The organism is Methylorubrum aminovorans, assembly GCF_022179725.1.
GTDB classification, from domain to species: domain Bacteria; phylum Pseudomonadota; class Alphaproteobacteria; order Rhizobiales; family Beijerinckiaceae; genus Methylobacterium; species Methylobacterium aminovorans.
On the sequence record NZ_BPRC01000003.1, the window covers coordinates 191,286 to 211,653 of the forward strand.

Here is a 20,368-nt window from a genome sequence, read left to right on the forward strand (position 1 = left end):
TCAATGCCAGCCTATAATGTCCGTGCCCTCGGTCGGATCGAAGTCATCTTCGTCAACATACAGCCGATCAAGCTCATCCTTCATCGACGTTGTGAAAATGAACTCTTCGACGTCAAAAGTGCTTCTTTTGCCAAGAGAGGAATGCTCTGCCCACCCTCCTGGGTCGCAACCGAGTTGGTCGAGCATCTCTTGTTTTATGTATTCCACAGAAACGGTTTTCTCGCTAAGGCCGTTAGCAAACAGCCTCAGCGGACACAGTTGGCCGCTGATAATAAATTCCGCTTCGTAGATCCTGATTTGCCTGAGATCAAAAAACGCTTGTAGGTGTCTTAACATAAAGCGCCAATCTAATTTTTCACCTTTTGCGAGCCTCCCGCGTTCTGATACGAACACCTCCTTGAACCAGCGGGGGACACCTTGAACGGCTCCCAGTGGTGAATGAGGCAAGACAAGTCCGAGAAGGCCGCGGGGTGGATCGTGCGGTTCGTTCAGATCACGGTACTCGAATGGGCCTCCGCCGAGTTCGCCACTATCTGCCTCGGACAAAGCCGAATGCGTCTCCCAGCCGCCAGGATCACGGCCCAATGACGCGACCATCCTTGCTTTCACCTCGGACACGTCGATGACGGTTTGGGATAACTGATCGACGAACATCCGCACCGCCTCGTCCCGGGATGCGACTTCCGTCTCATAGATCTCGATGCCTGTTATGCGAAACCAGCACGCTAGGTTCGGCAGCACATGCTTGGAGCCGCTACGCTGAAACTCACCAGCCCGAATACCCATTTCGGACCCATCGGAAACCCGGCGGAAAACGCCCTGAAAGCCCTCGATTTGTCCCCTCTGGAGCAGTTTTGCCCCGTTTAGTCTGGCGAGTTCCCCTCTGAGGCCGTCACTCAATTCATCCGTCCTATGAACCCTGGGAGGGTGGATGGATAAACCATTGGGCCTTTCCGCCGAGCCGCTCGCATCAGCCAATTTCTCCCCGGTCGATGCGACTCGGTCTCCCACTCCTGCTTTATCTACAGCGTTGTTTTTTTGCAGTGTTTCGGTGGCTGCACCGGGTTCCTGCAACTGAGCGATGTCAGGAGCTGGGCATGCTGGCGAAGGCGTTGAGAGCCGTATGTCTGCCTCGGGAACTTCGTAGCTGGCGGAAACAGACTTGGCGGAAACATGGCGGAAGAGCGCGCCTCCGGACTCCTTGTCCAGCCACATCATGTAGTGAACTACGGCCTCCGCGCCGTCTCGCAGAAAGCCTTGATGGAACAGCCCATAACCCTCGTGAACCTGTGACTTAGGCTTGTGTCCCAGCCATACAAGTCTTTGCTCATCTGGAACATCCTTTCCACCGAAGAAGGCGAATGCGCATTGCATCAGTGCCTTGCAGAAATCGCGAAAGCTCGATGGGACCAACTCAGGCATGCCGAGCTTGTCCGCGGCGCGGCTGACATGATTTTGGACCGTGTTGTATGTTAGATTCACCCAGGGCCCTTCTCCCCAGGTCATGAGTTCCTGATAAATAGGGTCAGGAATTGGAAGTTGGGGGTGCCGCTTGATGTACGACGCAAATGAACTGAAGAAGCCCTTAATCTTAAGGTTTGCATCGGTCGCCGTCTCTCTTCTTCTTCTTGTATCCAGTCTATGCTGACCGAATTGTGTTGAGACCATCCTCGAATTGACTTCTAGGATGTGGGTGGGGCGCAATGCCGTGTAGAGGGCTAGGAATGCCCACCTGCGAATGGCTTCATGCGAAGCGAGCTCCCTCAATACCAAGGCCATTCCTGCGGGATCAGGATGCCAGTTCCGCACTTCGGGATCGTCGAGATCAAGTAGCTCGCAGATCGTAGCCTTTGACGTCACAATGCGAGGTCTGGCAAAAGAAAATACATTTCCGGAATGATCTTCTTCGCAAGCAAGATTCACTGCAGACGCGACCCCCACCATGCAGGTTTTTGCGGAATTTACTTCCCACCTCGAAGCCATCTTGACGATCAATTCGTGCTGCATTCCTGTGGTCAGCTCTGACATCTTGATGCCTGGGTGGTGCTCATCAAGAAGCTCTCTGAACCACTTAAGTTGGCTGCGGTACGCAGCACCACGCTTGCCTTCGGGGAGTGATTGGACAAAGCGGCTGACCACCACGGATACGAGAGGGTCGCGACTTTGATTGACGGTGTCGTAACCGAGCCAACGCACAAATGACTCAACCAAAAACTCAGCTTCGCTTTGATTGTCTGTCCCAAGCGTTACGTGCTCAACATCTGGCTTGCCCGGAAAGTGCCAGTACATTCTAAAAATTTCACCCTCAGCACAATGTCTTACATAAAAACCCCTGTATTCATAAGCCCTGCTTTCCATACTAGCCTGCGACTTACGCCGCTTCCGACCGTTTTCGCATACTCGGATCAAGACATCGAGATTTGGATAGCCCTTCTTTCTGACGCGCTTTTGTAACTCCACTAGGGGAGAAGCTTGAGGACCCTTTGCAGACGATTCGGGCTGTCCGAGGATGGGACCTTCGTCCGCTGGACTCGACCGCCCGCAGACGCGCGCTGGTGCGCCCGGCGAAGCGGCCACGACCGACGATGCTGACGCTCTCGATTGTCCCAACGAGGAGGGCAGAGGTGCTGACAGCATGCCCAGCTTCGTGCCTAGCTACCGCCAATTGCACGGCCGGGGAGCGGGTCTCGGGCGGGGCGACCCTCGCCACGAGGTCGGCGATGACCATCGGGCGCCGCTCGGCCAGGGCGGCGCTCCGGGCGCCCTTCACCCAGGAGGCTGTCTCGGCGCCGGTCGCGCCCCCGCCGACGATGGCGAGCGGCATCAAGTCCGCGCCCGGGAGGTCATCCCCGAGGTGTTGGCGCATGATGCCGGCGATGCCGTGGGCGTCCAGCGGGGGGATGGGGATGACCCGGTTCAGGCGCCCTGGCCTGATCAACGCCTCGTCAAGCCGCTCGGGATAATTAGTTGCACCGATAACAATCAGGCTCGAAGTCTCTCCTGACACTGCGGAGTCCAGGGCCAGCAAAACCCTGGAAACAAGAGTGTTGAAATACTCGGCGTTGCGACCGTCCAGGGATGCACGATTGGGGATCGTGTCAATTTCGTCTAGGAACAGGACAGCAGGCGCAACCGCGATGGCCTGCGCGATGACGGTCTCGAACTGTCGGATAACCTGGTCGAGGTAGCCGCCGGACGAGAACCACGACGCAACCGAGGTGGAGACCAACGGCATCTTGAGGGTCTTGGCGAGACTTCGGGCCCAGGATGACTTGCCGCATCCTGCCGGGCCTGAAACTACGGCACACCGTTCAGGCAAGTCCTTCCACGCGCGCCCGCCCTGCCTCCAGTCCTCGACGCCAGCGGCGAGGGCGAGGCCCCACTCAACCGCCGGCGCCATCCCTTGCAGGCGGTCGAGGGTGGGCACGTCGTCCAGCCCGGGGTCGCCGCGGAACTTGGCCTTCGAGGCGGCCGCGAGCCTGCGGAGGCAGGCGGAAGGCTTGGTGCCCCGACGCAAGCAGGCCGCGACCTCGTCGAAGGCGAGCCCGCGCGCTGCATCGTCCGGCACCCGCCCACAGCGCATGCCGGTCACGAGCTCGATAACGGCGCGCAGCACGCGGGGGCCCGGCGGCTGCAGGTCAATGCAGATGTCCGCCGTGGCGCTAAGGGAGGCGGGCAGGTAGCGGGCCGGCTCGTGCGATACGCCGAGGGCGTTCAGGCCGTTTCCGAGGACGTTGGCGGTCTCGTCGGAGCCGGTATCCGGCTTCTCGGCCATCTTGCCGCCCTTGCGCCGGAAGGTGATGCCCCAGCGCCCGATGCGGGTCAGGGCCTGGGCGATAGGCTCGACCCAGTCCGGACCAGGCACGGAGACCACCATCGCGGTGCCGGAGGGTTGCGCGATCCGCTCGCGCTCAGCCGCCGTCAGGGCGTCCTGGACGAGCGTCATGGCCAGGATCATGCGGACGCAGCTATTAGCGAGGTCCTCGGCGAGGTTCGGTGGCGCCGAGACGAACTCGTCGAGCGCCACTAAGTCTTCGTGGTAGACGGGATGAGCCTTGAGGGTCTCCTTGGGGGTCTTGGTCACGGCGGCCTCCATCGCGAGGCGGCCGGGCGCGCTCAGGCGCCGGGGCAAGCCTCGGGGATGCGGGAAAGGGATGGCGGGAGGACGCGCGAGGCCCTTTCGGGACGCGCGGGGGCCGGGCCGCGGGAATGCGGCCGGCCGCGCCGAGATATCGGCGGTGGGCGATGGCTCATTTTCGGGGCTCCATGCTCGACCGATGGCGAGGGGCGACAGCCTCAGTCCGCGATGTCGAACCCGTCGGGGTCGCCCGTCCGCCGGGCGTGGGCAGTGACCCGGACCTCGGTGGCCCGGGGAGCAGTGCGCTCGGCCAGCGCCCTGGCGCGGCGCTCACCCTCCTCGTGGGCGGCGCGCCCGAGGGCGACGAGCACGGCGCTTACCACCCGGTCGAAGGCGTCCTCGTTCAACGATTTCATGGCGGACAAGCGGCGGAACACCTCGCCGACCTGACGGTCGGGGTCGTGCGATAGGTTGGGGTCGTGCAGGTTCATGGCGGCCTCGCGCGCGTGCCGCCGGCCGTAATGCCGGTCAGGCCGCGCTGAACGCGTGATGGGGAAGCGCGGCGCCGCCCGAGGGCAGCGGTCGTGCGTCCGGTATGAGGCGGCCGGGGAGGTACACGATTCGGCTCCGAATGATGGGCAACGGCCCAGAAGCGCACGTGAACATAAGGGAAACCACGACGCTGGCGTCAACGCGCCCAGGGTCGATTTCCCAGGTCCATCCGCAGTTTGCCGCAAACGACATGTGGATCCCCAGGAAAGGGCCAGGGATTCCGCCGTCCCGCCGGGAAAGCCTGGGCGCCGACTTTGGGCAAGCGCGGGAGCGAGCCGGGGCCGTGTCCGGGACGCCGATCCAGCGTGACTCCGCCGAACGCGTAACGCAGGACGCTATCCGTTACGCCCGTTTCGGCTGCCCGGGCAGGTTCCGAGGGACGTTTCCAGACCGCGGCAATGGCCATGCGTCGACGCCAAGCCAAGCCCGAGGACGAGTCCCAAAACCTGTTGGCTGGGCTATGATCGCCTGGACCAGGGTACGAGGACGCCATGCCGGTCGAAGTGCACGAGAAATGGGGGTTCGGTATGGCCCCGCCCAAGCCGGCGACGATGGCCGAACGTCGAGCCGCCGCACGGCTTGTCTTGGACCTTCTACAGGTACGTCTCCCACCTGAGCCCTCTGCCGTGGCGCTCGATGCGGTGAGCACCACGAAGGGAATGTTCACGCGGATCTTCAAGGAGGACCAGTGGGACTGGTTCACCGTGATGGGGCAGCTTGGATACCCGTCGCGTGGACTGGCGGAGGCCATCTCGAAGGAGTTGACCTTTCTCAGGTCCGCCATCCGCGATGCCGACGCGACTGGCTTCCTGACGGCCCTGATCAACTTGCATCGGCTCTCCCTTCGGCAGTGCCTCAAGGTGTTTCTGGGCGAACTTACGATCAAGGAGGAGCCGGGCGCGGGCTGGCTCTACGTTCTCTCGACGCGCGAATGGCCGGACCTGCTCAAGGTCGGGAAGACCGAGAGGACGCTCCAGGAGCGGGCTGCGGAGATCAACAGGGCGACCGGCGTGCCCATTCCCTTCGGCGTGAGGCGCTGCTGGCGCGTCATGAACCCTGCGCTCGTCGAACGACGGGCGCACGAGTGCCTGGCTGACTTCCGGTTGCGTGGCGACCGGGAGTTCTTCCGCATCGGTTTCCACGAGGCCGCCCGTCGGCTCGGCGACATGATAAGGGCCGACGGGCACGAGATCAGGACCCTCGGCAACTTGTCCCACCTCGCCGCCTGAACCCAGACCGAGTATCCTACGTGTACGGAGCGGGGCCACTTTCCCCGGCGTGTCAACGCGTCGCCGGACGGGCGAACGGACCCCAGCAAGGGGGAAGCAAGGCGATCAAGCCGGCTGCTGGCGGATGCCTTCCTTGAGGGAAGGCGCGAACTTCCGCGCGTGCCATGCGTCGTCATGGGTGCACGTTGTGGGCGACGTGCATAACCGATAGAGCGACGCCGCCACACGCTTGTCCCATACCTAGCGCCATGCTTGACTTAACGTTGGGCGATTCCGGCGGAAGGGCCGTCTCTTGATGCCGACGACGTTCACGGCGGACCCCGAGTTCGCCCATCACTTCCGGCGCCTGCACCAGGTCTTCATGTACGTGACAGACCGGTGCAACCTGGAATGCGAGCAGTGCATCTATAAGCCGAGCATCTCGCACTTCATCAACGAGGAGATCCCTCTCGACGACGCGCTTGGGCTGCTCGCGACCTTCCGCAAGCTCGGCGCCGGCAAGGTGACGTTCCTGGGGGGCGAGCCGACGCTTTACGGCCATAGGCAGGGCGGGCGTCCGCTGCTCGACCTGATCGAAGGGACACGTGCGCTCGGCTACGAGTACGTGCGGATCGACACGAACGGACAGCGCGTCTCGTCGCTGCTCGAACAGCCGTCGTTCGCGCGTCTAGACGAAGTCGCGTTCAGCCTCGACGGCTTCTCGGCGCAGACCAACGACCCGCTCCGCGGCAAGGGAACGTTCGTCCGGGCCGTCGACGCGATCCGCAAGGCCGTTGGCCTGGGTTACTTCGTGACCGTTACGTGCTGCGTGCAGAAGCTATTCCTGGACCGCGACGAGGCCGGGATGCTCAACCTCGAACGGATGATCCGGTTCGTGGAGGGGCTCGGCGTCCACCAGGTCAACTTCCACGACCTGTTCAAGGTCGGCATCCCGATGGATACCTGGACGGGGAACTTCGCGCCCCGCCCGCAGGACTGGGTGCCGGTCTACGAGGAGCTCTCGGCCAAGGCCCGGTCCGGGGCGTTCGGCATCAAGGTCCGGCTGCCCCAATGCTTCGTGACGAAGGCGGAGTTCGCGCGTGCGCCGGACTACTACGGGTATTGCCCGGTCAAGCTCGGTGAGCGGGTTATGGTCCACCCGAACGGCACGATCCGGATCTGCTCGAACCTCATCTGCACGGCCTTTGGGGTGGCGACCTGGGGTGAGGGCAGGATCGGCTGGGAATGGTCGCATGCCAACGAGTTGGCGGGGCACGACCTTGACCGGATGACGCCGTGCACCAACCGCAGCCGTCACAAGAAGTACGGCGACCTCGTCCCGGTGTGCTTCTCGTTCAAACCGGGTCAGGACGAGTACGTGTGGAACCATAGGCTCGGCTGGGACGCCTCGAAGCCGGGTTTGGCCGAGGCCGCCGCGTCATGACGAGGAAGGCGGCCACCGAGAAGGACCTGCTCGTCGAGACGCTCGTCGAGGCGGGCATCTCTCGCACCGTCGCGCGCAAGGCCGAGATCCTGAGTTGGTCGAAGGACAACCTTCATGACAACGTCCGGGTCCACAACGCGACCAATACCCTGCTTCTCGACCTGCTGCGAAAGGACGAGATCGGGAACTGCATCCATGTGACCGGCGGCGCGCGGGCCTTAACCGATCCGTTTCACCGGCAAATCTGCGAGGCCATGCTGAATGGCGATCGCGGTCCGTTCAAGGTGCTGTACCACGTTCCGGAGGACGTATCGCCGAACGACTGGAGCGTCGTGAAGTGGAACCTCAACAGATGGGGCGAGACGGGGTTCTCCGACTGGAAGCAGAAACTTCGTACGCTCAGGATGATCGGCAACAAGGCCGTGGATCTGAAGGCTTACGACGAGCGTCGAAACATTCAATATTCCGTATTCGGAAATAGGTACGTCCAGGTACAAGGCGAGCACAACGACGGGGCCATCGCGAAATATGTTTGGCTCATACGGTCCGAGAACGTGAACGAAATGCTTTCGGCAAATGCAGAGGGCGACCTTTCGAATTCCACCGACGTCGACGAGAATGCCTTTGCCGAGGTGGTGTCGAAGATTTTCTCGAATTCGGCTCGTGCCATTCTCAAGAAGGTTTCGTCTTCCAAATCAATAAGCAGAGAAGATCTGCTGTCCAATAAGATCTTCAGCATGATCGATCCGGACCCGGGCGCCACTCTGAATGCGTTGAGCGTAATCTCTTTCGTGGTTTCGGATGAAAGCGGGAACCTGAAGCTGACAGATGACGGCGCCGAATTCTTCAAAGCCACTTGAAGGCAGCTTGCTCGATGTATGGGAGGAAGCCTGCGCGCAAATGCGGGAAGACTGCGGCTTGCCCGACAACGTGCTCGAAGGCTGGACGGTCCGGGTCAGGCATTCGAAGCAGGAACCCTTCCTGACCATCGGCCAGGGCTTCAAGGAACTCCTTCGGGCGCGCGGGGCGATCCTGCGAGATGTTCCCGACCTTGACCACGTGCTTTCGGTCAGCCACCAGCAGGAGAGGCTCGACGCCATCGATTCTTACCTAATGGTCGCGGGGACCACGAACGTGTCCGCCGAGGCCATGGAACTCGCCCACGAGCGTTGCTCTAGCGGGGCCTGGTTCAGCGCGCGGACCGTAGTCACGATGCCGAAGGGCCACGGCGAGGGCTTCATCCGCAAGCGCCTCGCGTTCCACGGCGTCGTGACCGAGCTTTACGAGGATTTCGAAGTCGAGGATGGGACGCTGTGCGTGCGCACTTTGGACCACATCATCTCAAGAAAGCGTGAGGCTGAAGTGCTCGCGAAGAAGAAGAACCCCAGGCTGGGCATCCTGACCGCGCTGACGGTCGAGATGGAGGCGTTCACCTCATTGCTCAATGACGTCGAGGAGGATGTCACTAGGGTGGACGGGGTTCTGCGAAACTACGTCCATGGGACGCTGCCCGCGCGCAACGGCGGCAAGCACGAGATCGTCGTTGTAAGGACCAGCGCTGGGAACGCTGTCTCGGCGGCTCTGGCCGAGAGGTTGTTCGCGGATTTCGGGTTGGACGAGGTAATGATGGTCGGCATCGCGGGCGGCATCCCGCGGGTTGCGCCGAAGCATGACGACGTAAGGCTGGGGGATATCGTTGTCTCCGGTCGCAAGGGGGTGATCCAGTACGATCACGTCAAGGAACGCGTGACCGGGCCGCAGCCGGCCCATCAGCCAATGGCTCCCGTCCGGGCATTCGTCGACTTGGCGGAAACCATCTCCGGCAGCGAGACCGCGATGGCGGCCTTCAACACCCGCCTCGCGGAGGCCACCCGGGAGGATGGCCCCTACAAGCGGCCGCATGCCCGGACCGACGTCCTGCGCGACGACAGGGACCCCGACAATCCCGTGACTATCCGGCGGAAGAAGGATGAGCGGCGGGCACGCCATGCGTCGCTTGCTTTCACGGGTGCCGTGGGAAGCGCAACCAAAGTGGTCAAAAGCCACGAGGAACGCGAGCGCGTGCGCGAAGACTACGGTGTGATCGCGGTGGAGATGGAGGGCGCGGGCGTCGCCGAAGCGGCGATGTCAAACGGCAAGGGCTTCTTCGTCGTAAGAGGAATCTGCGACTACGCCAACGACGGCAAAAACGATGGATGGCACCGATATGCCTCCATGGCTGCTGCCGTCTTTGCTGTGCATTTGATTGAGAGCATGCCTCTTTCGACAACGAAAACCGTCTAACGATACCCGACTGGGAACACCATGGCGGGCGGGTCGTGCGCATAACCACCTGGAACGTGAACGGCTTGCGGGCGACCGTCCGCAACGACTTTGAGGCCTGGCTGCGCCGGGCCGCGAACGACGTCGTCTGCCTCCAGGAAGTGAAAGTGCAGGAGGACCTGCTCACCACCAACTGGTTCGAGGGCTACGTCGCCTTCTGGAACTCGGCCGAGCGGGGCGGCTACAGCGGCGTCGCGACCTTGGTCCGCGAGGGTCTGAAGGTGCACGGCGTGGCGCGGGGCATCGGCCATTCCTCCGACGTCGAGGGCCGGGTCCTGACCGTAGACTTCGAGACGTTCAGCCTCGTCAACGTCTACGCGCCTCACAGCCACCGCGAGCTGACGCGGGTCGCCGAGAAGGTCTCGTTCCTCGAAGCGCTCGACGCTTTCATCGCCGAGAAACGGGCGGCCGGCCGGCCGCTTGTCCTGGTCGGCGACTTCAACGTCGCCCATACCGAGATCGACCTGGCGAACCCGGCCCCTAACCGCGGCAACGCCGGGTTCCTGCCCGAGGAGCGCTCCTGGGTCGACCGGCTGCTGGCGTCGGGGTTCGTCGACGCCTTCAGGCAGTTCGAGCCCGGCGGCGGCCACTACACGTGGTGGAGCATGCGCTCGACCGTACGGGAGCGGAACATCGGCTGGCGGCTCGACTACGTCTTCGTCGAGGAGACGCTGCGAGGGGACCTCGTCGCCTGCCGCCACCTGCCTGACAGGACCGGTTCCGACCACTGCCCGGTCGAGGTCGAATTGAACGTCCTAGAGCCGGCGGACGAGGCGGATGGCATCCCGGGGCAACCGACGCCCTACCACCTCACCGGCCGATCCGCCGGGGCCGGCCTCGCCGTCTGACGATCGGGCCGGCGCATCGGCCGTTAGACCGCCGCGACGCGATGAGGCGCGCCACTCACATGTAGAACCGATACCGCGGGTCGGGCACCTGACCCTCCGCGACGTGCTTGAGGATCTCGCCGACCTGCCGGGCCGCCCGCATCGTGATGGGCAGCGCCCCGTCGAACTGAGTGTTATTCCAGTTCATCTTGGTCAGCGCCATAGTCTCCTTCAGGAGCATGTCCCAGTCGGAGCGGTCGCGCCGGTGCGCCCTCATCATGAGGGGGTTCGGGACGTAGAGCCCGGGATAGGTCGCGAAGAAGTCCACGCTTCCGCGCGTGTAGAGGAGCGCCGCCTCCCGGTCGAGCCGCATCGCCGTGCCGCGCAGCGGCGGGTAATCGCCGTCCCGCACGAGGCGCACGGGCGAACGCCGGGGTAACCAGATCAGGTCGACTTGGTCGATGCCGAGTTCGTCGATGGCGGCCTCAAAGCCGGCGGTCTCCTCCCGATGGAAAGGGGAGCTCTTGTGGACGACCAGGCGCGCCGGGTAGGTGCCCCATTCGCGCTTGTAGGTTGTCAGCGAGTTCTTGGTCAGCGCGTAGGCGTCCTCCTCGGCGAGATAGGGGTGGCGGTCGGTCTTGTCGCGCAGCGCCCGGCCGCCCTTGAGGATCAGGCCTTCGCCGCGCTCGTCGAAGAGCTGCGCCGAGCTCGTCCGCAGGGTCGTGCGTCCGAGGTCCTCGAAGAAGCTGATCCCGAGGAAGGTGGCGGAGAACTCGTCGCGTTCGCGCACCATGCGCCAGGGCGTGCCGCCCGCCTTATAGTAGAGCGCGCAGAACAGGTTCCAGGCCCGCGTGGCCTCGTCCTGGACCCTGCGCGTCGAGAGTTTCGCCAGCTTGCGCCGGATCACCGCACGCTCGTCGTAGGTGGACGGCCAGACGATCTGGATCGGCACCTTGTAGGCCAGCGTGGCGGCCTTCAGGGCTCCCCGGAAATCCTCGTAGAGGCGGGCGTTCCGCTCGTCCTCGCCGTCCTGGTCCTCGCCCTCTTCCGACGCCTCCTCCGTCGGTGAGCGCTCCGATTCCTCTGGCGTCCGAAGGTTCTTCACCCGTTCGATCAGCTCGACTGGCAAGGCGCAGACGACGACCTGGGGCGGACGGTCGAGCTCCGACAGGTCGCGGATCTCCCCCTCGAAGAGCTCGACGGCCATCCGGATGGCGAGGTCGTCGCGTTCCTCGCCGTTGACCTTGGAGAGGCTGGCCGGCCGCAGGACGCGCTGGTGGTGACCGTCGATCTCGAACCAGCAGCGGAAGGGCCCGTTGATGCCGCTGCCCGGAAAGGCGGGGAAGAGGTTGGGCTGCCGGCTCGGCTTGGCGGGGATCTCACCCTCGCACCGTGCGAACCATTCCCGGAACCCGTCGACGGTCTCGGAGGACCCAATCACCCCGACGCGGACGGTCCGCGTCGCCTGCATGGAGAAGTCGACCGGGCCATGATCGATCAGGCCGAAGCGTACGTCCGGGTGGCGTGCGCCGCCGCCGAACTCCAGCAAGGGCTCGTGGACGTGCTGGAGCCTAAAGGTCGAGTTCACGCTGACCTGCCTTTCGAGCCTTGCTCATCTCGGGGTCCTCGCGGTCCGACCAGAGGTCGTCCGGGACGCCGTACTGGTGCGTCAGCGGTTCGAGCGCCTCGAAGCTGAGGAACGGGTACTCGGAGCGCAGCATGTCGCCGCGTTCGGTGAGGAGGGCGCGCCACATGCGCAGGTGTCCCCGCACGTTGGAGTTACGCTCGATCTCCTTGATCTTCTTGAGGTAATCCGACGCGTAGGCGCTTTCCTCGAATCCGTCGCGGGTGAAGTGGTAGGTCGGCTCGACGGCAAGGTGCCACTCGCCGTCGAGTTCGAGGAACCGGGGGACGAAGGCGGCGTGCCTGAGGTAGGAGGCGGCGGTCTTCCCCTTATTGAGCCCGTGCTGGGAGACGACGGTGCGCTTTCCCTCCCCGCGCGCGTCGGTGAAGGTGAAGTCGCGCCTGCCCCTCCGCTGAGGGTTGCCCTTGAAGAAGTAGTATTTGCGGGCGCGGTCGAACACGAGGCGTTCACAGACACGCTCGCCCAGGCAAAGGCCGAGGAGGCGTACGAACAGCCTCTTGCTGGCTTCCCCGTCGGCCTCGGCCCAGTCCAAGGTCTCGATCAGGTCGATGCTGCCCTGGTCGCACGCGTCCTCGAAGAGAGGGTCGTCGAGGTCGCGGAAGGTCACCAGCCGGTCGCCATCCACGATCCAGTCGATGGGAGGCCGTTCGATCCTGCGCTTGAGCGCCTCCCTTACTTCCGAGGCGTTCCCTTCGATGGTGGCGATGTTGAGCCGGTGCGGGAAGCTCGCCCGGAGCAGGTTCGTCTCCAACTCCTCGTCGACCCGCATGGCGGGCGTGACCACACCAGGCCGCGCGAAGCCCGCGACGAGGGCAACCAGCTTGCCGACTGTCTGCGGCGTGAGCTCGTCCTCATGGCGGACGAACACGACCTTCCTGGAGCGCTTGCGGTCGAGGTCCTGGAAGTACGACTGGATCGACTTCCAGCAGACGAGTTCGGTCTCGGGGTTCACCACGACCAGGATGACCGGCGTGTTGGCGTTCAGCCAATACTCAAGGTCCCGCTCGTCGACCCTGAAGGAGAACGTCTCGCCGTTATCCTCGGCGAGCTTCTGGACCGTCTTGAGCTGCGCCGCGATATACTGCGCCTTGACCTCGCCCGTTTCGGGGTCCCGCAATTCGATAAAGCCGTCGATGCCCGCGTCCAGGGCGCCGGTCGGGTGGAAGGCGAGGCCGGAGTCGCCGACGCGTACCGCGAAGCGATGGACGCCGCCGTCGCCCTGCAGTTGATTCCTCGTGAGCTTCTTCAAGGACTGGCCCACCTCGCGGTCGCGAGACACGTTCAGGTCGAACGTACCGGATTTGTTCGCCGGCGGCGAGGCGCACCGCCAGGGCATCCCGGCCTTTCTGTCCCGAGAGGTAATGCGTAGCGTTCGGCGTACGCGTTCTGGCCCGGGCGGACGACCGGCGACCGTTTCTTCATGGCTCCAAGTCATCATGCCTGCCGGGGTCGGGGACGGCGGCGATGGTCACGAGGAAAGAGGTTTGCGACGCGGCAGACCGGATACGGGCCCGGGATGCGTCACCGGGCGGCGTCAAGGAACGGGTCTCGGTCCGTTCGGTCCGCAAGGAGGTCGGACGGGGCTCTTTCGGCGACATCGCGAGGGAACTCGGCCACTGGCGGAAGGACGCGAACTACCACCCGGTCATCGAGCGCGCTGATTTGCCGGAAGCGCTCCAGTCGCGGCTGACGACGCTCGGCAAGGAGTTGCTTGAGCAGGCGCGCATCGAGGCGACCAGGGAGAGGCTGGCGGATTTCGCCGACGTGGAGCGCCGTCGCGAGGAGTGCGACCGGATCGTCGCCGAGGCCGCGGACCGGGTCGACGCCCTAGAGGAGAGGGTCACGCGCCTACAGTCCGAGCTCGACCGTTCGGGTGGCGTCCGAGCTTCGGTGACCGGGATGCCGGCGGCGCCCGGACTTGCAGACCCCCCGGTCGGACCGCGGACGCAAATGGGTGTGTTCGTCGACACGTTGTACGGCCTCAAGTTGGCTCAGGAGGCGGAGGACTACTGGAACCGGGTGCGGGAGGCGGTCAAGGCCACGCTGGTCCGACGCGGGCCCCTGGCGGTCCATCCATTGCTCAAGGCGCTCCCGACTTCCCTGAAGGCGGAGGGCGAGCGAGTGGGTTTCCCGCTGACCGAGGCGTGGCTTCGCTACCGCCTCGTGCAGATGTCCAGGGACGGCGAGGGATTGACGCTGGTCGACCATCGTTTCGGTGTGGTCGAGGCCCAGGGGGAAGAGGCCGAGCTGGCCGGGCTTGAGGGAAGCCCCGAGGAACAGGCGGCGGCGATGGGCCGCCGGGCCTTCTGGGTTCAGTTCCTGCGGCAGGTGCACGACCTCCTGGTCGAGAAGGGGGCCTTGGGCAGCGAGGACATCCTTTCCGGGCTCGACGGGGATCTGGTCCGAGCGACGCGCGCCTTTCAGGAGATCACGCCCCGCCTGCTTCGGAAGAAGCTTCGTCAGCGCATCGGCGACGGCAGGCCGTTCGCGGAGGTGGGAGACGAGCTCTTCGAGGCCGTCGTTGGAGACGGTCCCTGGGACGGGGAAAGCCCGACTTCAGTTTACGCGCCCCAGCCCGGACGGCGTTCCGCCTGACGGTGGCGGCGTGCCTCCCGCGCCTAGTCGGCCATCGACCTAAGCGAGGACCCAGGGCAATGGCCAGGGTTGCCTCGGGCCTCGGGGAACCCGGCAGGAAGCAAGAAGCCCCGGACGGTAGCAGCTCGACTCCGTCGAGGACGCGTAGCGGGTAACGTGCCCCCTTATGCGTTACGGCCTCGGGACGCCGACGACGGCGCTGGCGTTAATGAGGATGTAAGCGGCCCGGGACGCCCAGGACTAGGCTCGACGCCCGTAGTTGCCACGACCGACGAAGCAGCCGGACGGCGCGCGGGCGCAGGGATCTCAGGCGCTCCGGGGCCAATCCTGGTGCGGCTTGCTGAAGACCTGGAGCCGGCGTGCGGTCATGACCCTCAACCCTCGGCCTGAGCGTTCTCGGCGAGGCGGACGTGGACCTCGACGAGGGTGGCGGGTTGAAAGCCGAAGCAATCTACGCCGACGTCGGTGCTGGCGGCGGTGCCGGGCAGGGTGTTGTGCGAGTGGCCGAAGAAATGCAGGTCGCCGCGGTGCATGCGCGGCCAGACCCGGTGGGCGTAGTGGCTCAGCCAGACCCCCTGGGGAGCGCCGTCCGGTCCCGGGACGACCGCCCGGGCCACGTCGAAGACGCCGTCCCAGGGCAGGCGCATCGAGATGCGGTCGTGGTTGCCGCGGACGAGGAAGCGTCGCTTGCCCCGGAGGCGCCCGAAGACGGAACGGGCGTATTCCTCGCTGCAGCGGTAGCAGAAGTCGCCGAGGTGCCAGACGGTGTCGTCCGACCGCACGACCGCGTTCCAGTTCGCGATCAGCGTCTCGTCGTGCTCCTCGATGGAGGCGAACGGCCTGGGGTTCTGCATCCTCGGCGAGAGGATCGCGCGATGTCCGAAATGGGTATCCGAAATAAAGACTTGACGTGACACGGGAGCCTCGCGGGAAGCGGAGGCTTGGCATGCGGCGGCACTCCGTGGATCAGGCGGACGGGTGCTTGGCGTCGGGTATCATGGTTTCGGCTCCGTGAGGGCGGCGACCGTGACCTGGCCGGGGCGGTCGGGCAAGTGTCGCGTGCCGGGATCCACAGTGGCCGGAGCGTCGAGGTTGGCCTTCCGGCTAGGCCGCCAGCACGACCGGGATCTCATCGACCCTGGTAGTGTAGCGGGGCGAGCGCATCTCGAACTTGGTCGACCACTCACGCTTAGGGGCGAAACCGGCGGCCCCCGGGACGACCGCGCCGCGCCCGAAACGACGATTGCAGGCGTCCAGCGCCTGCATCAGCGCGGCGCCGTGCTCCCGGTCGAGTTGCCCCAGCCCCGGGAAGGCCCGCTGCGACGCCGCCAGCGGCACCAGATCGGTCGTGACGATCCCGGCCTTGGAATAGCGGTAGCCGTCCCGCCAGACCTTGCGGACGCCGAAGGTGGCGGCCTTCACCAAGACCAGGGTGTCGTTCGAGGCTTCCGGCAGGGTCACCACCGTCGAGACCGACCGCTGCGGACGGTCACGGTCGTGCTCCGAGGTGTGGAAGAAGACCGTGACGTGGTCGGTCGCCAGGCCGCCGGCTCGGAGCTTCTCCCCGAGCCTGGTGGCGTGGGCGGCGACTGCCTGCTCCATTGTGGCGAGGTCCTCGACCCGGTCGGAGAAGCTGCGGGTTACGGCACAGCCCTTCCGGGACGGGGCGACCTCCTCTAGGTCGAGGCAGGCGACCCCGCGCAGTTCCTGAACCAGCCGTTCGCCGACCACCGTCATGGCCTTGCGCGCCGCCCGGGTGTCGAGGTCGCGCACGTCGGCGACGCTCTCGCAGCCGAGCGCTTCCAGCTTGCGGGCGTTGGCCGGCCCGATCCCCCAGATGTCCCCGGGCGGGATGCGGACGATCCAGTGGTCGTACTGCACGGGATCGGTCAGGTCGCAGACCCCGCCCAATTCCGGCACCTTCTTGGCCACGTGGTTGGCGAGCTTGGCGAGGGTTTTGGTCGCGCCGATGCCGACGCAGGTTGGGATGCCCGTCCAGGCGTGCACGGTCTCGCGCATGTCACGCGCGAGCGGCACCCGGTCCGCCACCCGCAGGTCCGAGAGGTCGAGGAAACTCTCGTCGATGCTGTAGACCTCGATGCGCGGCGAGAAGCGCCGGTAGACCTCGTTCACGCGGGCGCTCATGTCGCCGTAGAGGGCGTAGTTCGAGGAGTAGACCCGCACGCCCTGGACCCGGCACATGTCGCGGATCTTGAAGAAGGGCTCGCCCATGCGGATGCCGAGCGCCTTGGCCTCGGTCGTACGGGCGATGGCGCACCCGTCGTTGTTGCTCAGCACGATGACCGGCACCCGGGCCAGGCGCGCGTCGAAGACCCGCTCGCAGGAACAGTAGAAACTGTTGCCGTCCGACAACGCGTAGGCCCGGCCGGTCATTCGGCGCGGCGCCTCGGGTTGATCGAACCCGACACCACGCCCCAGACCTCGACGACCGCGTCCGGGGGCAACCGGTACTCCGGGAAGCGCGGGTTGGCGAAGGACAGGACAACCCGCGGCCCACGCCGGGACCAGACCTTGAAGGAGCGCTCGCCGTCCACATCGACCACGACCACGTCGCCATTGCGCGGGGTAAGCGACCGGTCCACCACCGCGAGATCCCCGTCGAACAGCCGGGCCAGCAGCATGCTGTCGCCGCTGACCCTCACGATGAAGGTCGCCGGTCGGTTGGCGATCAGCAGCCGCTGGAGGTCGATCTCCTCCTCGACGAAGTCGTCGGCGGGGCTGGGGAAGCCGGCCGGCACCGCCTTGGCGAGCCGCGGGATGGGTGTGGGCAACCCAATGGCGACGCCTATGACCTGCATGACCGGCCTCCGAATCCAATTTAGAACAAAGTAGGAACACGAAGGTTCATCGCCTTGCAAGCGGTCAAGCTTGCGACGACGTGCCGTTGTGGATTGCCGTGGATGACGCCTCGCGGAGCTTGCCAGCGATTTCTGGTTGCCGCTGCCTTGGCGGGCCTGACGGCATCGAACGTCGGCACGCGGGGATGCACATGCGTCGGATTGGTCTCATCGTACTCGCCGTCGCGGCCCTCGACCCCGGCCATGTCAGGGCGGCCGGCGATTTCCCGTTGGCATCCTGCAAGGGGTGGAACGGCACGGTGGTCGAGCGCGACGGCATCGACACGGCGCGGGCCACCATGCGCGGTGTGATCACGAAGGCCGATTTGCAGGAGTATTGCGAGCGGGACCCCGGCGGCGAGACCAAGGCGTACGGCGGTAGGCTCACGACGGCCCAGTGCGTCGAGAAGTACCTGCGCACAGACGGCCGGGCGACCATGACCGCCGAGGCGAACTGCCGGTCCGGGACGGTGAGCTACCGCTACGACGATCGCCAGGGCGGCAAGGCCCGCTTCCCGCTCGGGCTCGACGCCGACACATCGTGCGCCTCGGGCATGCCGCCTATGGTGGAGCAATTCAAGTTGCTGTGCCCGGCGGCGGCCAAGCGGCTGAAGGTCGAATAGGCCGGGCGATCCTCGATGTCGAAGTGTGCTGCAGCCCCGCGACCGCCGCACCCAAAAGGGCGCGCCGAGGGCGAAATCCTATCGACCCTCGGTCGAGCGTGCGTTTGAACGGCTCTGCTGGCCAGGCGCGCAAATTTTACCCGCCTCTCCCAGGGCCAGATACCGACCAAGGTCCAGACCCGTAAACTCCACCTTCTCGATCCAGTCGCTTTCCCACTTCTCCGGCCTCGGGTTGCCGTAGACACCGCCCATCCCCTGGGCTTGGTGGCCTACGATCTTCATCCTCACGGTGTCAGGCATGCCGGCGGCGTGACACGCCTCGATGAAGTTATGCCGAAGGCTGTAGAGAACGAACCGTTTGTTGGTGATGCCTAGTGCTCGTAGCCTGCGATTGATACGCTTGGTCAGGGCAGCGCTGTAATGGCCATGGGCATTAGGCGAGACGTCCTTGAATAGCTGGCCCTTCTCATTGCCGCGGAGTTCGGCTCGTCGGCGGTTGAACAGGTCGAGCAGACCCATTCGAACCAGCATGGGGTGGATGGGGATCAGGCGTCTGCCCGCGCTGGTCTTCACGCGGCGACCGTCCTCCTGCGGCTTCCGCGCGGACTCGTGGTCGGGCTCCTCATCCTCATCGTCGTTCAGGCACAGGACATTGAGATGCGGGCGCTCGTTGTATTCTTCGCGAAGGTCTTCCACATTAAGCTGGCACAACTCGCCGGGACGAGCGCCGCTATACAGCATAATGAGTGGCACCCAGTAAGTTGCGGTCATGACCGGCTGCTTCACGGTGTCCGCGAAGAGCATGTCGATATGGGCCGGCTTCAGCGGAAGTCGCTTCGACTTGGCACTCTCGGTTTCTTTCTGCTGGGATCGGATGCCATCGAGCGGGTTTGAGCCAAGCAAATTTTCTTTGACGATGAAATCGAACAATCGATTGACAGGACCAATGTATTTTAGGTCGACCGTGACTTTTGAGATCGGCGAGTAAGGTCGGTTGAGGCGCTTGTTGGCCGCAATTGCCTCGCTGATGTCGTTCGTCTTGAAGCGCAACGTGAAACGGTCAGGGGCCTGATCGAGCAGGTCCCGGTAAGCCTTCAAGTCGTCCCGCGATACGTCGCGGATCGGCTTGTCGCCCACGGCTCGCAGGAACGACGCCAACCGACGCGGCACATCTTCCTGGTGTTTGGCCCCCCCGCGATTGCAGACTTCCTCCACCTCGAACTTCTGGATTGCCTCCGAGAGGAGCATGCCTGACCAGCGCTCGGTCTCGGCTTGCGCGACGCCATCCCGGATCTCCGACTTGATCAAATCCCTCAGGGCTTGGGCGTCGAGCGCAGGGGCTTGCACGGGCGCCAGGTGGGCGGCGAGCAACGACCTGAGCGCTTCGATGGGGAATGCCCCTCGCTCGGGGTTTGCCCCTTCCCTGAGAGCCGCCAGGGCCGAAAGCGCGGCGTCCAGGTCCCGCGTGCCCCCGGCGGTTTCCCTCAGGCGCCCACGGGTCATCCTCGCAACCGCTTCGAGGATGGCGATGGCGATCCTGTTCTCCTCACCGTGAGGCCGCTCGCCTCGAAGCACGTGCAGAACCTCGTCGGGGGTAACGACGGTCTCGGCCGATCCATCATCGTCGAGACCGAGGCCATCGAGCCGAACTTCGCCGACCGACATGTCGCCGTCGCCTGTTCGGCGCAGGACACCGCGCGCGCTCCTGAGCAACCGGTCGTTCTGGGAGAAGGACTCGGGCGTGCCCAAGTTCGTATCGAGGGCGCGTTCCAGCAGGGCCAGCGCGACGTCCCTGGCCGGACGGAAGGGCCGTTCGGACCTGAGGACCGCGTAGACGTCCTCGACCCTGACCAGCACCTCCAGAGCCCTCCGACGCGCCTCGCGAGCGCTGCGTGTCCGCAACGACCGGCGGATCTCGGCCATGCCGAGCACGTCGACGAGGTCTACGGGTACGGTCTTACGAAACCACCAACGGTCGCCGCGCCTGACGACGTACATGGGCACCCCGAATCGGAGCCGAGACCCTGGCCTCGACTGTGACGGGGCGCTGTGCCGTCCCGGAGTTTTCCGGGAAACAAAAAGCTCAATGAAATCAATGACTTAGAGTGGCGGAGACGGAGGGATTCGAACCCTCGATACCCTTATTAGGGGTATGCTCATTTAGCAAACGAGTGCCTTCAGCCTCTCGGCCACGTCTCCCCGCCGCTTGGCTGTAG

At 64.6% G+C, this 20,368-nt stretch carries 16 protein-coding genes and 1 tRNA gene; 7 read left to right on the top strand and 10 right to left on the bottom strand.

Features of this window, described 5'->3' with window-relative positions:
- The 3 genes from MFF24_RS07345 to MFF24_RS07355 form a co-directional block, all read right to left on the bottom strand.
- A complete protein-coding gene (locus tag MFF24_RS07345; RefSeq protein ID WP_238223584.1) occupies positions 1–2,358 on the bottom strand; it encodes a hypothetical protein in 2,358 nt (785 codons plus the stop codon).
- A 13-nt stretch (positions 2,359–2,371) separates the two neighbouring features.
- Positions 2,372–4,084 (bottom strand): AAA family ATPase, encoded by a 1,713-nt coding sequence (locus MFF24_RS07350; protein WP_238223585.1) that lies wholly within the window; start codon positions 4,082–4,084, stop codon positions 2,372–2,374.
- Positions 4,085–4,296: 212 nt separating this feature from the next.
- A complete protein-coding gene (locus MFF24_RS07355) occupies positions 4,297–4,569 on the bottom strand; it encodes a hypothetical protein (protein WP_238223586.1) in 273 nt (90 codons plus the stop codon).
- 552 nt (positions 4,570–5,121) lie between these two features.
- On the opposite strand from MFF24_RS07355, the gene MFF24_RS07360 reads away from it, so the two are divergent.
- The 5 genes from MFF24_RS07360 to MFF24_RS07380 all read left to right on the top strand — a co-directional run bounded on the left by MFF24_RS07360 (position 5,122) and on the right by MFF24_RS07380 (position 10,452).
- On the top strand, positions 5,122–5,859 hold the full coding sequence (locus MFF24_RS07360) for a GIY-YIG nuclease family protein (RefSeq protein ID WP_238223587.1): 738 nt from the start codon (positions 5,122–5,124) through the stop codon (positions 5,857–5,859).
- 295 nt (positions 5,860–6,154) lie between these two features.
- Complete coding sequence (locus MFF24_RS07365) at positions 6,155–7,282, top strand: radical SAM protein (RefSeq protein WP_238223588.1); 1,128 nt, start codon at positions 6,155–6,157, stop codon at positions 7,280–7,282.
- Entirely contained in the window at positions 7,279–8,142 is an 864-nt protein-coding gene (locus MFF24_RS07370) for a hypothetical protein (RefSeq protein WP_238223589.1), read from the top strand. The genes MFF24_RS07365 and MFF24_RS07370 overlap by 4 nt, the downstream gene beginning before the upstream one ends.
- Positions 8,111–9,565 carry a 5'-methylthioadenosine/S-adenosylhomocysteine nucleosidase gene (locus MFF24_RS07375; protein WP_238223590.1) on the top strand — a complete coding sequence of 485 codons (1,455 nt, stop codon included), beginning with the start codon at positions 8,111–8,113 and terminating at the stop codon, positions 9,563–9,565. Before MFF24_RS07370 ends, MFF24_RS07375 begins: the two co-directional genes overlap by 32 nt.
- A gap of 35 nt (positions 9,566–9,600) precedes the next feature.
- Complete coding sequence (locus tag MFF24_RS07380) at positions 9,601–10,452, top strand: exodeoxyribonuclease III (protein ID WP_238223592.1); 852 nt, start codon at positions 9,601–9,603, stop codon at positions 10,450–10,452.
- A 55-nt stretch (positions 10,453–10,507) separates the two neighbouring features.
- Here the strand turns inward: MFF24_RS07380 and MFF24_RS07385 are convergent, their stop codons facing one another.
- Both MFF24_RS07385 and MFF24_RS07390 read right to left on the bottom strand, forming a co-directional pair.
- Positions 10,508–12,019, bottom strand: a complete 1,512-nt coding sequence (locus MFF24_RS07385; RefSeq protein WP_238223595.1) for an argonaute/piwi family protein — start codon at positions 12,017–12,019, stop codon at positions 10,508–10,510.
- Positions 12,003–13,412 (bottom strand): DUF4365 domain-containing protein, encoded by a 1,410-nt coding sequence (locus MFF24_RS07390; protein WP_238223598.1) that lies wholly within the window; start codon positions 13,410–13,412, stop codon positions 12,003–12,005. The genes MFF24_RS07385 and MFF24_RS07390 overlap by 17 nt, the downstream gene beginning before the upstream one ends.
- A 128-nt stretch (positions 13,413–13,540) precedes the next feature.
- Here MFF24_RS07390 and MFF24_RS07395 point away from each other — a divergent pair, with 128 nt between their 5' ends.
- Positions 13,541–14,671 carry a DNA-binding protein gene (locus MFF24_RS07395; protein WP_238223599.1) on the top strand — a complete coding sequence of 377 codons (1,131 nt, stop codon included), beginning with the start codon at positions 13,541–13,543 and terminating at the stop codon, positions 14,669–14,671.
- 374 nt (positions 14,672–15,045) lie between these two features.
- Here MFF24_RS07395 and MFF24_RS07400 read toward each other — a convergent pair whose 3' ends face one another.
- The 3 genes from MFF24_RS07400 to MFF24_RS07410 form a co-directional block, all read right to left on the bottom strand.
- Entirely contained in the window at positions 15,046–15,570 is a 525-nt protein-coding gene (locus tag MFF24_RS07400) for a metallophosphoesterase (protein ID WP_283214483.1), read from the bottom strand.
- Positions 15,571–15,775: 205 nt separating this feature from the next.
- Positions 15,776–17,065 (bottom strand): Y-family DNA polymerase, encoded by a 1,290-nt coding sequence (locus MFF24_RS07405; protein ID WP_238223603.1) that lies wholly within the window; start codon positions 17,063–17,065, stop codon positions 15,776–15,778.
- The gene (locus MFF24_RS07410) at positions 17,062–17,490 is read right to left on the bottom strand and encodes a LexA family protein (protein WP_238223605.1); all 429 of its coding nucleotides are present in this window, start codon (positions 17,488–17,490) and stop codon (positions 17,062–17,064) included. Before MFF24_RS07410 ends, MFF24_RS07405 begins: the two co-directional genes overlap by 4 nt.
- Before the next feature lie 191 nt (positions 17,491–17,681).
- On the opposite strand from MFF24_RS07410, the gene MFF24_RS07415 reads away from it, so the two are divergent.
- Entirely contained in the window at positions 17,682–18,152 is a 471-nt protein-coding gene (locus tag MFF24_RS07415) for a hypothetical protein (RefSeq protein WP_238223607.1), read from the top strand.
- 78 nt (positions 18,153–18,230) lie between these two features.
- Here the strand turns inward: MFF24_RS07415 and MFF24_RS07420 are convergent, their stop codons facing one another.
- Positions 18,231–20,150, bottom strand: coding sequence for a site-specific integrase (locus MFF24_RS07420; protein ID WP_238223609.1), 1,920 nt, complete (start codon positions 20,148–20,150; stop codon positions 18,231–18,233).
- A gap of 108 nt (positions 20,151–20,258) precedes the next feature.
- Positions 20,259–20,351, bottom strand: a tRNA-Ser gene (locus MFF24_RS07425).
- Between the last annotated feature and the right edge of the window lie 17 nt (positions 20,352–20,368).